A 14,420-nucleotide genomic window follows, 5' to 3' on the forward strand; every position below is an offset into this window, starting at 1 on the left:
ACAGCGCGTGCGGAGTTGTCCGCTCGCCTCGGCCACGGCCGCATCATCGTCCGCCGACTCGGTAGCCCGTGCCGTGGACGGTGCGCACGATGTCTCGGCCGAGTTTGCGGCGCAGATAGTGCACATAGGTGTCCACGGTGCCGGAAGTGTCGGCACTGTCGAACACGGTCTTGAGGAGCTGCGTTCGTGTGAACACCTGACCGGGCGACGCCGCCAGAACGCTCAGCAGTGCACACTCGCGCTCGGACAGCTCGACCTCGGCGCCACTGCCGCTGTCGTCGACCACGGTACGAGTCCGCCGGTCCAGTCGAAGACGACCGATCTGCAATATGTCCGCGCGATCCTGATGGCGGCGTAGGAGGGATCGGAGACGCGCCAGCAGTTCGGGGATCTCGAACGGTTTGACGAGGTAGTCCTCCGCACCGGCGTCGAGGCCTTCGACGCGATCCGCCAGCGAACCACGTGCGGTCAGGATCAACGCCGGGGCGACGACACCTCGCCCGCGCAGTTTGGTCAACAGGTCGACTCCGTCCATCACCGGCAGCCCGCGGTCGAGGATCAGCACATCGTGCCGGCCGCTGAGCCCGTGATGCAGCCCGGTTTGGCCGTCGCGTGCGACGTCGACACGGTATCCCTCCTCGGTGAGCAAACCGGCCAGCATGGCGGCAAGTTGCCGATCGTCCTCGACCAGCAGCACCACCGGTTTGGGCGCGGTGTCGACCATGGTTCGAGCCTGCCACAGCAGTTCCCGGTCCGGCGACCCCCGCACCCGAGGGCGTTGTGCCCGCCGGTGGAACGACTTTCGGCCCTCCCCCGAGATCGATCTTGACGGCGACGATGGGGCAACACTGAAAGGAGTGCACGGTGTCTGAACCCGTTATCGCCGTTCGTCAACTCGTGAAGAAATACGGCTCGTCTCGCGCTCTCGACGGCTTGGACCTCGTGGTCCAGCCCGGGGAGGTTCACGGATTCCTCGGTCCGAATGGGTCTGGCAAGTCGACGACATTGCGCGCACTGTTGGGCCTCATCCGGACCGATGGCGGGATCGCTCGCGTATTCGGGCGCGATCCATGGACGGACTCGGTCGAGATTCATCGTCGCCTGGCATACGTTCCGGGAGACATCGCGCTGTGGCCGAATCTCACGGGCGGGGAGACCATCGACCTCCTCTTACGCCTGCGCGGACTGTCACCCAGCGCATCAGCGCGAGACGATCTCATCGACCGTCTCGAACTCGACCCGACGAAGAAGGGTCGCGCCTACTCCAAAGGAAACCGTCAGAAGGTCGCACTGGTCGCTGCCTTTGCTGCCCCGGTCGATCTTCTGCTGCTCGATGAACCCACCAGCGGACTCGATCCGCTCATGGAACAGGTCTTCAACAAACTCATCGCCGAGGTCAAGGCCGCCGGCACGACCGTGCTGCTATCGAGCCACATCCTCAGCGAGGTCGAACACCTCGCCGACCACGTCACCATCATTCGTGCCGGCAAGTGCGTCGAAACCGGACAGCTGTCGGAAATGAGGCACCTGCACCGGGCCAACATCCGGGCGGAACTCGTTGCGCTCCCACCTGACCTGAGGGCGCTCCCGGGTGTCCACGACGTTCGCATCGACGGCAGCACGCTGGAGTGTTCGGTTGATGGATTCGGTCTCGACGCGGTGCTCGCGGCCCTTGCCGACACTGGAATCCGAGCGTTGTCCTGCACCGAACCGTCCCTGGAGGAACTGTTCCTCGACGCTTATCGGAGGCAGTGATGACGTCGGGAATCACAATTCTGACCAGACAAGCACTCCGGCGCGACCGGGTGATGGCGAGCGCTTGGACCACCATGCTCGTCCTGATGGTGTACGCGTCCGCGGCCGCAACCCCGGGACTGTATGGCACGGTTCAATCGCGTGTTCAGGCTGCTCAGGCGATCGGCTCCTCCCCCGCGACGGTCGCGTTGTACGGCCCGATCCTCGACCCCACGAGTCTGGGCGAGCTGTCGATGACGAAGATGACCGTGATGTATGCGGTGTTTGTCGCATTGCTATTCGTCACCCTCGTCCGGCGACACACTCGCCTCGACGAAGAGCACGGCTTGGCTGAACTCGTCCAAAGCGCCCCCATCAACCGAAACGCCCCCTACGCGGCCGCATTGGTGGAATCGCTCCTCCTGTCGGCTGTCCTCGGTATCGGCACGGTTGCTGCGAACATCGTCGGCGGATTGCCGATCGGCGGCTCGGTGGTTTTCGGCTTCGCGTGGGTAGGCACCGCCCTGGTCGCGACCGGAATCGGAGCAGTTGCGGTTCAACTCTCGTCGAGCGCCCGGACGTGCGGCGCCATCGCGATCGGCACGATTGTCGTGCTCTACGTAATTCGCGCGATCGGTGACGTGAGCTGGAATTGGCTCAGCTGGCTGTCCCCCTTCGGTTGGAACACGCAGCTGCGACCGTGGTCGGAGCCGCGGTGGTGGGTACTCGGGCTCTACGTGGTGTTGGCCCTGACCCTTCTCGTCGCAGCTGGGTTGCTGCGATACCGACGGGATCTCGGCGGCGGATTCCTCGCCGATCGGCACGGCCCCGCGTCCGGCTCACCGCGTCTGTCGAGTCCCCTGGCGCTCGCCATGCGGGTCCACCGCACGTCGATTGTCATCTGGACCGTTTCGTCGGCTGTCCTCGGACTGCTGCTCGGAGCGATCGCGCCGATGGCGTCGGATCTCTTGGACAACGACGCGACTCGCGAACTGTTCAGCCGGCTCGGTGGACCCGGAGCGGTCCGGGACGCGCTCCTGGCTGCGGAGCTGAGCATCGTCGCGATCGCCATCAGCTGCTTCGGAATCGCCGTCGCGACACATGCCGGCGAGGACGAACGACTCGGCATCAGTGAAGCCGTCAGTGCGACGAGAACGTCTCGAGCAGCGGTGTGGTTCGGGACCGCTGTGGTTGCACTGGTGGGCGGCGCCTGGCTCATGCTCGTGACCGGCATCGCGGTCGCCATCGGATCGAACGACGGCCTGCTTCGAATCACCGGAGCTGCGCTGGCGCACGTCCCGGCGGTCTGGGTTGCCACCGCAGTCGGGTTGGTGGCCTTCGGCTTCGGTGCGCGATTCGCGTCGGGCGGATGGATCGCACTGAGCGCATTCCTTGTCCTCGGGGTGGTGGGCGATCTACTCGACCTGCCGAGCTGGGTCACGGGCATTTCGCCGTTCCAGCACGTCCCCCTGCTGCCGTCGGCCGCCTTCAGCTGGGGTCCCGAAGTCGGACTGATCGGTGCCGCGGCTCTGCTGGTTGGTTTCGGATGGCTTCGCTACCGAAGCCGCGACACGGCCTGATCATGGGCGACCCCGAAGGGCCGGACGAGTCGATGCCAAAGGGCACTTCGGCCTGTGGCTTCCGGCCCCTCTGGTGGTCGTTGCGGAGACCTAGCGTCAATTACATCCACAAAGCAGTTCTCTAGGAGTCGCAAATGACGCTCACTCTTCCGGGCGCCGACACCATCACCACGGCGGTCGAGCTTGCCTCTCGTGCACCCTCACTCCACAACACGCAGCCGTGGCGCTGGCACTACGACCGCGCTGGACTCAAGCTCTACGCCGACACCCAGCGCCTGCTGCAGGACACCGACCCGTCCGGCCGGGAACTCATCCTGAGCTGCGGTGCAGCGCTCGATCACCTTCGCGTTGCGATGGCTGGCATGGGCTTCAAGTCAGTCGTGGAACGGTTCCCGAACCCGAACGATCCACAGTTTCTCGCGCTCATCGAATTCACTCGCTCGGTCTTCGTCACCGACAGCGAACGAGCGCGAGTCGACGCGATGGCACGCCGCTACAGCGACCGGTTGCCGCTCCGGGCGCCGCGTGGTTGGGCGGAGTTCGAGCAGCTTCTGCGTCCGACTCTCGGCCCGGACGTCGAGCTGACCGTGGTGCCCGACGAGCTACGCAGCTCGCTCGAACGCGCATCCACACTCGTTGAAGGGCTGCGCCGATACGACTCGCGCTACCACTCCGAGCTCGACTGGTGGACCGGTCAGGCGTTCGGATCCGTGGGGATTCCGCGGGAGAACCTGGCATCTGCCGAGGAGAGCGAGCGGGTGGCCGTGGGTCGGCAGTTCCCGCACCAGGGCAACGTCGATCGCCGGACCGAGGTCACCGAAGACCGCTCGACCGTGGTCATTCTGTCGACGGACACCGACACGAGGCGGGACTTCCTCCGGTGCGGTGAGGCCCTTTCCACCCTGCTTCTGGAGGCCACGATGGCGGGCTTCGCGAGCTGCACCCTGACTCATCTCATCGAGTTGCCCGGCACCCGCGGCGTCGTACAACAGATGGTCCCGGCAAATCTCCACCCGCAGGTCCTCGTCCGAATCGGTGCCGCCTCCGGTACCGAAGTTCCCGCACCGACGCCCCGACGCGATGTGCACAAAATTCTGGAGATCGGGATCTGACCATGCACACCGAGATGATCGACGACGGCCTGCTCATGGCGTTGGGTAGCGCGTGTATCGCGGGGAGCTTCCTGATCCTCAAGCGCGACCGCCGGTCGCATCAACGTCGGAGTCGCGCCATCGCGCGGTCGCTCCACCCCTCGGTGTGGAGCGACCCGTCGAAGACGGGTCGAGCCGATGCGCTGCTGCGGGCCGAGTCCACCCTTTCGCACCTGCGGTTCAACGAGCAGATCGACCAGGCGACCTATCAGGCGCAGATGTCGAAGTTGGCCGCGAACTCAGATGCGGCCGTGCTGCCGTAGAGCGGTTACCACTTCCGCAGGGTGGCGATCCGCTCTTCGAGTTGTTCGGCCGTGGCGATCGCCGTCGGCGGGCCGCCACACTGGGTGCGCAGCGCTCCGTGGATGACCCCGTGCGGCTTTCCGGTCCGCTGGTGATGCAGTGCCACGAGAGTGTTCAGCTCCTTGCGCAGGTCCGACAACTTGCCGGCCTTGGCGACGCGCTCGCTCGCGGCCAGCTCGGAATCAGCGGTGGCCACGGCGGGAGCCGCCGAACGACGCGTCACCTGGCGTTGCTGGTGCTCCCGCAGGAGCGCACGCATCTGATCGGGGTCGAGTAGCCCCGGCAAGCCGAGGTAGTCGGCCTCCTCATCGCTGCCCGCGAAGGTCGCCGTGCCGAACGACGAACCGTCGAAGATGACCTGGTCGAGTTCAGCGTCCGCACCGAGCGAAACGAACGACTTCTCCGGCTCGTCGTTGACGTCCTTCTGCTTGTTCGCGTCCGCGAGCAGATCGTCATCGAGACCGTCGGACTCGCGATGCGGCTTCCCGAGCACGTGGTCACGCGCGGTTTCGAGCTCACTCGCCAGCCCGAGCAGAACCGGCACCGACGGCAGGAAGACGCTGGCGGTCTCGCCGGGACGGCGACTACGCACATATCGACCGATTGCCTGCGCGAAGAACAGCGGGGTCGAGGCGCTGGTCGCATACACGCCGACCGTCAGACGCGGAACGTCGACGCCTTCGGACACCATGCGGACGGCCACCATCCACGGCTGAGTGGTCTTGGAGAACTCGGCGATGCGGCTCGACGCCGTCGGGTCGTCGGAGAGAACGACGCAGGGTCGCTCGCCGGTGATCGCCTCGAGGAGGTCGGCGTAGCCACGCGCGGCAGTCTGGTCAGTGGCGATCACGAGGCCGCCCGCGTCCGGGACACCACCCGCGCGCACCTGGGTCAGCCGCAGATTCGCCGCGTGCAGAACTGCTGCCATCCAGTCACCGTGCGGGTCGAGCGCGGTACGCCAGGCCCGTGTGATCTGTTCCTGGTTCATCGGCTCGCCCAGGCGCGCCTCATGTTCTTCGCCCGCACTGTCGCGCCACCGCGCGTCGCCGCTGTAGGCGAGGAACACCACCGGCCGGACAACGCCGTCGGCGAGCGCCTCGGCGTAGCCGTACGTGTGATCGGCCTTCGACCGCTGGAAGCCCTGGCCATCGGGTTCATAGGTGACGAAGGGGATCGCCGAGTCGTCGGATCGGAAGGGCGTTCCTGTCAACGCCAGGCGGCGCGTCGCGTCGCCATAGGCCTCGACGATCGCCTCTCCCCAACTCTTCGCGTCGCCGCCGTGGTGGATCTCGTCGAGGATGACCAGCGTCCGACGGCTCTCGGTGCGCACGCGATGTTTCGTGGGGTGCGCCGCGACCTGCGCATAAGTGACACACACGCCGTGGTAGTCACCCGACGTTTGCCCGGTCGAGTTCGAGAAGTTCGAATCCAGCGCTATTCCGTTGCGCGCGGCTGATTCCGCCCACTGGTGCTTGAGGTGTTCGGTCGGTGCGACGACGGTCACTTGATCGATGGTTCGATCGGCGAGCAACTCCGCAGCGACCCGGAGGGCGAAGGTCGTTTTACCAGCTCCAGGGGTCGCGACCGCAAGGAAGTCGCGTGGCCTGGTTGCCAGGTACCGGGTGAGAGCGCGACGCTGCCATGCCCGCAGAGAGCCTGTCGGCGCAGGTTTCGTAGTTGTCGGCACGCTCGGTGCGGCTCCTCGTGCAGGTTGAGTTAGCGGTGAAGACGCGATGAATTGTTCGGCGAGTGGCAGCTTAGCGGCGATCGCATCCCCTTCGCGAAATGCCAGACAGTGGCAGACTTCAACTTGCAGGTAGTGGCCACGACACGCGGTGGAGGAGCTACGGACTACCCCGTTACGTGAGGGATGCTTGGGACAAATGAGCGAATCGGTGTTTAGCAGTGGTGCTAAGACCGCGCCCTTCGGCGTGGTTTATGCCGGGCCGACCGATGAACTCGAAACGTGCCCGCTTCCCACCATCTCGGCGGTGCGGCGTACGGGGCACGTCATGACCCGCACGATCTCCCGAGCGTGGGATCACTCGATCTTCGCCAAGTCGGCGACGGCAGCGTTCTACCAGACCCTGTCTTTGCCACCGCTGATGCTCGGATTGCTCGGCAGCATCGGCTACGTCGCCGGGTGGTTCGGGCCGAACACCCTCGAACTGCTTCAGTCGCGAATCATCTCGTTCAGCCGAAACGTGTTCAGTACCAACGTCGTCGACCAGCTCATCGCACCCACGGTCACCGACGTCATCCAGAACGGTCGCGCCGACATCATGTCGCTCAGCTTCCTGCTGTCGTTCTGGGCCGGCTCCTCGGCATGCTCGACATTTGTCGATGCCATCACGGCCGCACACGACCAGGCTGAGGCGCGACATCCGGTGGTGCAGCGCCTCTATGCGATCTGGCTGTACGTCCTCGGTCTCATCGTCGGCGTCTTCGTGCTGCCGATCGTCGCCGTCGGGCCGGAGGTCGTCGAGGGGTGGCTACCACCTCGATGGTTCAACGTCGGTTCCCAACTCATCCAGACGCTCTACTACCCGGTCGTCGGGTTGTTGCTGATCGTCGCGCTGACGACCCTGTACAAGCTCGCGCTGCACAAATCGTTGCCATGGCATCGCCTGCTCGGCGGCGCTCTTCTCGCCGGACTCGTCTTCCTCGTCGCGAGCAAAGTGCTGCGGGTCTATCTGTCGTGGGCACTCAAGGAAGGCAGCAGCTACGGCGCGCTCGCGACCCCGATCGCGTTCCTGTTGTTCACGTTCATGCTCGGGTTCGCCATCGTCATCGGCGCTGAGTTCAATGCCACGATCCAGGAGTTCTGGCCGGCGAAGGAGACTCGAGTCGCCCAGTCGTTGGAAAGACTCGCGGGTCAGGTGACGTCCGGTTCGGTCGCCATCGTCGGCCTGCTCGCCCAGACAACGGTGCAGACCGTGCGCATCGCGACCGGCCCGCTGCGCGTGGCGGCAGAGAAAGCCCGGGCCGCGAACGCTGACGGCGAGATTGCCCCGGAAGACGCAGACGACTCCGGCGCCCCTGACGAAGAGGCCCCGGAGCCGGCAACGGGATCAGGCGATCAGCGGCCCGAAGGCAGCGACTCGTATATGCGCTTGCACTCCTCGCAGACGGGCGAGCCCGGCTTGGGTGCACGCGTCACGGGAAAGACTTCGCCGCACAGCGCCACGACGTAGGTACCCATGACCGCGCTCTCGGCGACCTTGTCCTTCTTCACATAGTGGAAGAACTTCGGGGTGTCTTCACTGGTCTGGTCCCGCGTGGTTTCATCCGGCCGAACCTCGGTTTGCGTACTCACCCCTCTATCATGCCGCAGTGTTCAACGGCCGCCTCGCAGGCTCCGTGCGAAACCAACCCGCGCATTTGTCCCTCAGGGGTGCATTGCTCACAGGCAAGTGACAGAGTTGAGATATGGCGAACCACCCGGATCCGTCGTGGACGGATCTGCCAGATGACCTGGGCAGCTCCCGCCACCCGGTCCTCATCACCGCTGCCCGCAGATCATTGGCAGAGGAACAGCACGACCGCATCGTCAAATACACGTTGCTCATGGGATGCCGAATTCCCTGCCTGCTCATCGCCGGCTACACATACTCGATCTGGGAAAGCGCCTGGATCTCGTTGTCGATCATCCTGATCTCTGTTCCACTCCCCTGGATGGCCGTGCTCATTGCGAACGACCGTCCGCCGATCAAGCGACCCAAGCCCCAGCGCAAGGTCCCGCGCATGTCGAACGCCCCAGAACTCCCGCGCGGGGAGCACCACACGGTCGACGGCTGACCGCTCAGGTTCCCCAGCGAGCACATTCTCAGCAACTTCTCAGTCGTTCGCTGTCATCGCCCCACGTCAAGGCCTGTTTCACCGGCTTGTGAAACGGGAACCTTTTAGATGGGTTTCACGTTGATCACTATGACGCTGCCAAACGCGGCGCCGATCGCGCACCCTCACGAGGAGGCAGGTAATGACAAGCCCCAGCACGACTCGACCCCGGCTCACTGACGCCGACCTGGACGCACAGAGCCCCGCAGCGGACCTCGTACGTGTGTACTTGAACGGGATCGGACGTACTGCGCTGCTCACCGCCGAGGACGAGGTTGAGTTGGCGAAGCGGATCGAGGCAGGGCTGTACGCCGACTTCCTCCTGGGCACGACGTCTCCGACGCCCGCCAAGAAGCGCGATCTCCTGACCATCGTCAAAGACGGCCAGGCCGCCCGGGCACATCTGCTCGAAGCGAACCTTCGCCTCGTCGTGTCGCTGGCCAAGCGCTACACCGGCCGCGGCATGCCGCTCCTGGACCTCATCCAGGAAGGCAACCTCGGTCTGATCCGCGCGATGGAGAAGTTCGACTACGCCAAGGGCTTCAAATTCTCGACGTACGCCACTTGGTGGATTCGCCAGGCGATCACGCGCGGTATGGCGGACCAGAGCCGCACGATCCGTCTCCCAGTCCACTTGGTCGAGCAGGTCAACAAGCTTGCTCGTATCAAGCGGGAGCTGCACCAGCAGCTCGGACGCGAGGCCACGGACGCGGAACTGGCGGCGGAGTCGGGCATCCCGGTGGAGAAGATCAACGATCTCCTCGACCACAGCCGTGACCCGGTCAGCCTCGACATGCCGGTCGGCAGCGACGAGGAAGCGCCGCTCGGTGACTTCATCGAGGACACCGAATCGACGTCGGCCGAGGCAGTGGTCATCGCCGGCCTGCTGCACGACGATATTCGGCAGGTCCTGTGCACGCTCGACGAGCGCGAGCAGCAGGTCATCCGCCTGCGGTTCGGCCTCGACGACGGTCAGCCGCGCACGCTCGACCAGATCGGACGCCTGTTCGGACTGTCGCGTGAGCGGGTTCGCCAGATCGAGCGAGAGGTCATGACGAAGCTCCGCAAGGGCGATCGCGCAGACCGCCTGCGCGCCTACGCGAGCTGAGCGACCACGCCGGGAAGTATCTGTCCTGGCGTTTCGTTGACATAAGAAGCGCTGGTTAGCCGATTGTTCAGCGGCTGACCAGCGCTTCAAGTGCGCAAAGGACCCGTTGCGCCTTGTAAACTCCGGGTCGGGAGAAGGGTGTTGAGGGTGAAAGATCTGGTTGATACCACGGAGATGTACCTCCGGACGATCTACGACCTCGAAGAGGAGGGCGTGGTTCCACTGCGCGCCCGCATCGCTGAGCGCCTTGAGCAGAGCGGCCCGACCGTAAGCCAAACGGTCGCCCGCATGGAACGCGACGGCCTTCTCCTCGTCGCCGGCGACCGTCACCTCGAGCTGACCGCCAAGGGTCGTGGCCTGGCCATTGCGGTCATGCGCAAGCACCGCCTGGCGGAGCGTCTCCTTGTCGACATCATCGGCATGGACTGGGAAGACGTCCACGCCGAAGCGTGCCGGTGGGAGCACGTCATGAGCGAGGAAGTCGAGCGCAAGCTCGTCGAGGTGCTCAACCACCCGACGACCTCGCCGTACGGAAACCCGATTCCCGGCCTGGATGAGCTGGGCATTGAGACCATTGTGGACAGCGAGAAACTCGTTCGCCTGAGCGACCTTCCCATCGGTCAGCCGACGCCGGTCGTCATTCGCCGCCTCGCCGAATACATCCAGTCCGAACCGGACGTCATCCGCCATCTGCGGGACAACGGCATCGTGCCGGACGCGCGCGTCACCGTCGAAGTGCAGCCAGGTACGGTGACCATCAGCGTTGGCGGCCACGACAGTTTCGAACTTGCCGAGGACCTCGCTCACGCGGTATCTGTCCGCACTGTCTGAGGGCTTTTCGGAAGGCGAGGAATGAGGCTTCTGGTCACCGGCGGCGCCGGTTATGTGGGTAGCGTCTGTGCTCAGGTGCTCCTTGAGAGCGGACACGAGGTCGTCGTCGTCGACGACCTGTCGACCGGCAACCGGGACTTGGTCCCCGCTGGTGCCGAGTTCGTCGAGGGTGACATCGCCGAACTGGCGCCGTCGCTGCTCGGCAGCGGTGCTCCGTTCGACGGAGTGCTCCACTTTGCGGCGATGTCGCTGGTCGGCGAATCGGTCGAGTATCCAGAGAAGTACTGGTTCGGCAATGTCGTGAAGTCGCTTCAGTTGATCGAGGCAATGCGCAATGCCGGCGTTCCGCGCCTGGTGTTCTCCTCGACAGCAGCGACCTATGGCGAGCCGGAAGTCACCCCCATTACCGAAGACATGCCGACGCGCCCGACTAACCCGTACGGCGCCTCGAAGCTGGCGATTGACCACGCGATCACGTCGTACGCAGTCGCGCATGGGCTCGCCGCGACGAGCCTTCGGTACTTCAACGTCGCAGGCGCTTACGGCGGCCTCGGCGAGAACCGCGTCATCGAGACGCATCTCATTCCTCTCGTTCTTCAGGTTGCTCTGGGCTACCGCGAGCAGATCGCGGTGTTCGGCACCGACTGGCCGACCAAGGACGGCACGGCGGTCCGCGACTACATCCACATCCGCGACCTCGCCGAAGCCCACATGCTCGCTTTGCAGTCGTCCGAGGCCGGTAAGCACCGCATCTACAACCTCGGCTCCGGCGAGGGCTTCAGCGTTCGTGAAGTCATCGCCGCGTGCGAGGAAGTGGTCGGCAAGCCGATCAAGGCGGTCGACTCGCCGCGCCGACCGGGAGACCCGGCGGTGCTCATCGCGTCGAGCGAACGGGCGATGACCGAACTCGGCTGGAAACCGCAGCACACGTCGCTGCACGAGATCGTCTCCGATGCGTGGGAGTTCCTGCGCGACCTCGGCGACCGGGCCCACGCCGCGCGCTGACACGGTCTTCATCCCGCCGGCGAGAGTTCGACGCCGAGGTGTGCGGCGCAGTCGAAACCGCACGCGGTGAAAGCGCGAATCTCCGTGGGCGCGATTCCCGACTGGAGTGACTCATCGAGCAGGCCCGCGAGGACGTGCTCGGGGTCGCTCTCCAGCGCGGCCGCGAACGCCGAACTCGCCATGGCGCCGTCACCGCCGAGGTAGGCCAGGTGCCCGAGCAGAGTCAGGGGTTCCGCGCGCTGCGGCGCCGGAGCGAGTCGGGCCATGGCGATCCAGAGAAGCTCGGCGGCCTTTGCCTGGTCGGTGGCGGCCAAGGCCAATGCAGCGTCGCGGACCTTCTTGTCGCCGAGCGCCCGGCTCACCACGACGACGGTCTCAACACCGACGGTCTCTCCCGACCCGACTGCACGAACCGCCCGCAGCACTCGTTGAAGTCCCAGCTGCGGCTTCGGTGGTTTCGCCGGTCGTCGCAGGCGTTTGGCCACCTCGTCCGCCTCCGGACACGGTGTCGGTGCGAAGACCGCGGTGAGATCGTCGCGACTCTCAAAGATCCTTCGTCCCGATAGCACGGAGGCCGCGGCGACCTCGGACGCAGTCGGGTCCGGGAGCCGGCCATGCTTGCGATCGGACAGCATCGACCGGTACGGCTTGCCCGGCGCGATTTCCGGGGTCCAGAACGCGTCGGACACGCGCAACCCGTAGTCGCGCACCTGCCGGTCGAGGACGCGAAGAACCATCTCGTGCATGGTCGTCGGCCAGGCGTCGACAAACAGGCAGATCACCGACTGGATCGATAGATCCTCATGGACGGAGACAGCGCGCTCGCACACCGACCCGATGATGTGCTCCACGTCGCGTTCGGCGAAGCCGGCGGGAATCATGTCGTACCGGACGATCGGTCCGATCCGTCGGCCGGACGGCCCACCGACGAACATGAGGACGATGGAGGCGGTCGGAAAGAAGCCGAGCATGGCCGGCACCGCGACGATCAAATCACCGGGTGATGTGACACTGCAGCGGATGGGGGTGGAGTCGAATTCGGAAGGCACCGACTCAGGTTCGTCGTCGCCGAGGACGACTCCCCGAGTTCAGCCCGGAGATGGACCCCGGCCTGTGGATAAATCAGGAATGCTTGATCTTCGACAACTGGCTGTTCAGGACGGTTTTCATGGTGTCGAGATCCGGCGATGGCGAGCCGAAGGTCATATAAGTGACCAAAACTCGGATCGCCCCGACCTGCCCGGCCATCGTCACCATCGTCTCGTGGAGAGACGCCAGGGCACTCCCCGACCGAACCACCCGGCGCCACACGAACGAGGGAGACTTCAGGTCAGCGGGCGACGGCAAGACCTCGGTGTGCACGGAGATTTCGGCCGCCCGGTTCTTGGCGGTGATATCCGTGCAGCGCGTGACGTAGTCGTGCAACTTCTCGATCGAAGAGTCACCGACGTTTTCGACGATCAGCGTGAGGGTCGACCGATCGCTCTCGTTGGTGCCGACCGCAACGGCCAACGCGCCCACCGTCGTCGGCGGCGCGTCGGGCTTGCAATCGGGGGGAGCGATGTTCTCCGCGGCGTCCGGAAGGCCGGACATGTCGCCCGCAGCCTGGGCCGCCACCTGGGGCGGAAGAACCACGGCCGGATATGTGTTGGGAAATTGAGAAGTCTCCAGCAACACTGTCTGAACATTCGCCGGAGTGACCTGCGGGATGGGGCGAGCCGTTCCGACGACGCCCTCGGAACATCCGCCGAGGAGGAGTGCGCCAGCTGCCGTTGTCGCCGCCAGCCGCCATTTGCGCATGTCAGATTCCGTCATCGCACCCCAGTGTGCCAGCCGTGACCGCAAACGCACGGCCGACGCCACGGTAGTGGACACTGGAGTCGAACCAGTAGAGGAAAAGGAACGATGGAGCCCCGAGACAACCTGTTCGAGTTGCACTTCCCGGTCCCGGAACTCGCCGGCGAGAACGGCGATGGCCCGGTGCTGATCCATGCACTCGAGGGTTTTACTGACGCCGGGCACGCTGTTCGCCTCGCCGCGACCCACCTGCGCGACAGCCTCGAGGCCGAGCCTGTCGCGGCATTCGACATCGATGAGCTGCTTGATTACCGCTCGCGCCGGCCGATGATGACCTTCAAGACCGACCACTTCGAGGCCTACGCGGAGCCCGAACTCACGCTCTACGCGCTTAAGGACCTCGCCGGAACCCCGTTCCTCCTGCTCACCGGTCTCGAACCGGATCTGCGGTGGGAGCGGTTCGTCGTGGCCGTTCGCGGATTGGCGGAGCAGCTCGGCGTGCGCCGGACCATCGGATTGAGTGCGATTCCGATGGCGATCCCCCACACTCGCCCGCTCGGAATGACGGCCCACGCCAGCGATCCCGAGTTGATCGGCGACTACCAACCGTGGATCGGTGAGGTGCAGGTGCCGGGTAGCGCGTCGGCCCTCCTCGAATACCGGACGGGCCAGGCCGGCGCCGAGTCCGTGGGCTTCTCGGTGCATGTTCCGCACTACCTCGCGCAGACCGACTACCCCGAAGCCGCACAGACGCTCCTGGAGCATGTCGCGGACAACGCCGGACTCGACCTGCCGCTTGCCGCCCTGGCTGATGCGGCCGCTCGCGTCCGGGAACAGGTCGCCGAGCATCTCGAGTCGAACTCCGAGGTCGCCTCGGTGGTTGCCGCTCTCGAGCGTCAGTACGACACGTTCATCCAGGCGCAAGAACGTCGGTCGTCGCTCCTCGCCGAGGGCGTCGAGCTGCCGAGCGGTGACGAACTGGGAGCAGAATTCGAACGGTTCCTCGCCGAGCAGGGCGGTTGGGGCCTTTCTGACGGTGATGACAAGCCGAAGAAGTAGCCTTAGCCAGTGAAT

General features: G+C 65.2%; 15 protein-coding genes. 10 read left to right on the plus strand and 5 right to left on the minus strand.

The window, feature by feature from the left end:
- Window positions 1-43 precede the first annotated feature (43 nt).
- Window positions 44-724 (minus strand): response regulator transcription factor, encoded by a 681-nt coding sequence (locus F600_RS0111615; protein WP_018160789.1) that lies wholly within the window; start codon window positions 722-724, stop codon window positions 44-46.
- 140 nt (window positions 725-864) lie between these two features.
- Between F600_RS0111615 and F600_RS0111620 the strand changes: the two genes are divergently transcribed.
- From F600_RS0111620 to F600_RS0111635, 4 genes are all read left to right on the plus strand, one after another.
- A complete protein-coding gene (locus tag F600_RS0111620) occupies window positions 865-1,755 on the plus strand; it encodes an ABC transporter ATP-binding protein (RefSeq protein ID WP_026306448.1) in 891 nt (296 codons plus the stop codon).
- A complete protein-coding gene (locus tag F600_RS27855; protein WP_018160791.1) occupies window positions 1,755-3,314 on the plus strand; it encodes an ABC transporter permease in 1,560 nt (519 codons plus the stop codon). The genes F600_RS0111620 and F600_RS27855 overlap by 1 nt, the downstream gene beginning before the upstream one ends.
- Window positions 3,315-3,448: 134 nt before the next feature.
- Window positions 3,449-4,426, plus strand: coding sequence for an Acg family FMN-binding oxidoreductase (locus F600_RS0111630; RefSeq protein WP_018160792.1), 978 nt, complete (start codon window positions 3,449-3,451; stop codon window positions 4,424-4,426).
- Window positions 4,427-4,428: 2 nt separating this feature from the next.
- The gene (locus F600_RS0111635; protein WP_018160793.1) at window positions 4,429-4,728 is read left to right on the plus strand and encodes a hypothetical protein; all 300 of its coding nucleotides are present in this window, start codon (window positions 4,429-4,431) and stop codon (window positions 4,726-4,728) included.
- A 5-nt stretch (window positions 4,729-4,733) separates the two neighbouring features.
- Here F600_RS0111635 and F600_RS0111640 read toward each other — a convergent pair whose 3' ends face one another.
- Complete coding sequence (locus F600_RS0111640) at window positions 4,734-6,455, minus strand: DEAD/DEAH box helicase (protein ID WP_026306449.1); 1,722 nt, start codon at window positions 6,453-6,455, stop codon at window positions 4,734-4,736.
- Between the two features lie 325 nt (window positions 6,456-6,780).
- On the opposite strand from F600_RS0111640, the gene F600_RS27860 reads away from it, so the two are divergent.
- The gene (locus F600_RS27860; RefSeq protein WP_245541524.1) at window positions 6,781-7,962 is read left to right on the plus strand and encodes a YihY/virulence factor BrkB family protein; all 1,182 of its coding nucleotides are present in this window, start codon (window positions 6,781-6,783) and stop codon (window positions 7,960-7,962) included.
- On the opposite strand, the gene F600_RS31160 is transcribed toward F600_RS27860, so the two are convergent.
- The gene (locus F600_RS31160; protein WP_081628809.1) at window positions 7,848-8,084 is read right to left on the minus strand and encodes a DUF3039 domain-containing protein; all 237 of its coding nucleotides are present in this window, start codon (window positions 8,082-8,084) and stop codon (window positions 7,848-7,850) included. The two genes, F600_RS27860 and F600_RS31160, sit on opposite strands and share 115 nt — an antisense overlap.
- Window positions 8,085-8,197: 113 nt before the next feature.
- On the opposite strand from F600_RS31160, the gene F600_RS0111650 reads away from it, so the two are divergent.
- The 4 genes from F600_RS0111650 (at window position 8,198) to galE (ending at window position 11,549) form a co-directional block, all read left to right on the plus strand.
- Window positions 8,198-8,566: a DUF3099 domain-containing protein gene (locus tag F600_RS0111650; RefSeq protein WP_018160796.1), complete on the plus strand. Its 369-nt coding sequence runs from the start codon at window positions 8,198-8,200 to the stop codon at window positions 8,564-8,566.
- Between the two features lie 181 nt (window positions 8,567-8,747).
- Window positions 8,748-9,713, plus strand: a complete 966-nt coding sequence (locus tag F600_RS0111655) for a sigma-70 family RNA polymerase sigma factor (RefSeq protein ID WP_026306451.1) — start codon at window positions 8,748-8,750, stop codon at window positions 9,711-9,713.
- A 147-nt stretch (window positions 9,714-9,860) separates the two neighbouring features.
- Entirely contained in the window at window positions 9,861-10,544 is a 684-nt protein-coding gene (locus tag F600_RS0111660) for an iron-dependent transcriptional repressor DtxR (protein ID WP_026306452.1), read from the plus strand.
- A gap of 21 nt (window positions 10,545-10,565) precedes the next feature.
- Complete coding sequence (gene galE, locus F600_RS0111665; protein ID WP_018160799.1) at window positions 10,566-11,549, plus strand: UDP-glucose 4-epimerase GalE; 984 nt, start codon at window positions 10,566-10,568, stop codon at window positions 11,547-11,549.
- Window positions 11,550-11,557: 8 nt separating this feature from the next.
- On the opposite strand, the gene F600_RS0111670 is transcribed toward galE, so the two are convergent.
- Both F600_RS0111670 and F600_RS0111675 read right to left on the minus strand, forming a co-directional pair.
- Window positions 11,558-12,598: a DUF4192 domain-containing protein gene (locus F600_RS0111670; RefSeq protein WP_156024539.1), complete on the minus strand. Its 1,041-nt coding sequence runs from the start codon at window positions 12,596-12,598 to the stop codon at window positions 11,558-11,560.
- Between the two features lie 73 nt (window positions 12,599-12,671).
- Window positions 12,672-13,364 (minus strand): hypothetical protein, encoded by a 693-nt coding sequence (locus F600_RS0111675; RefSeq protein WP_156024540.1) that lies wholly within the window; start codon window positions 13,362-13,364, stop codon window positions 12,672-12,674.
- 90 nt (window positions 13,365-13,454) lie between these two features.
- On the opposite strand from F600_RS0111675, the gene F600_RS0111680 reads away from it, so the two are divergent.
- The gene (locus F600_RS0111680; protein WP_018160802.1) at window positions 13,455-14,405 is read left to right on the plus strand and encodes a PAC2 family protein; all 951 of its coding nucleotides are present in this window, start codon (window positions 13,455-13,457) and stop codon (window positions 14,403-14,405) included.
- The last annotated feature ends 15 nt before the right edge of the window (window positions 14,406-14,420 follow it).

This window comes from Smaragdicoccus niigatensis DSM 44881 = NBRC 103563, assembly GCF_000380645.1.
GTDB lineage: Bacteria > Actinomycetota > Actinomycetes > Mycobacteriales > Mycobacteriaceae > Smaragdicoccus > Smaragdicoccus niigatensis.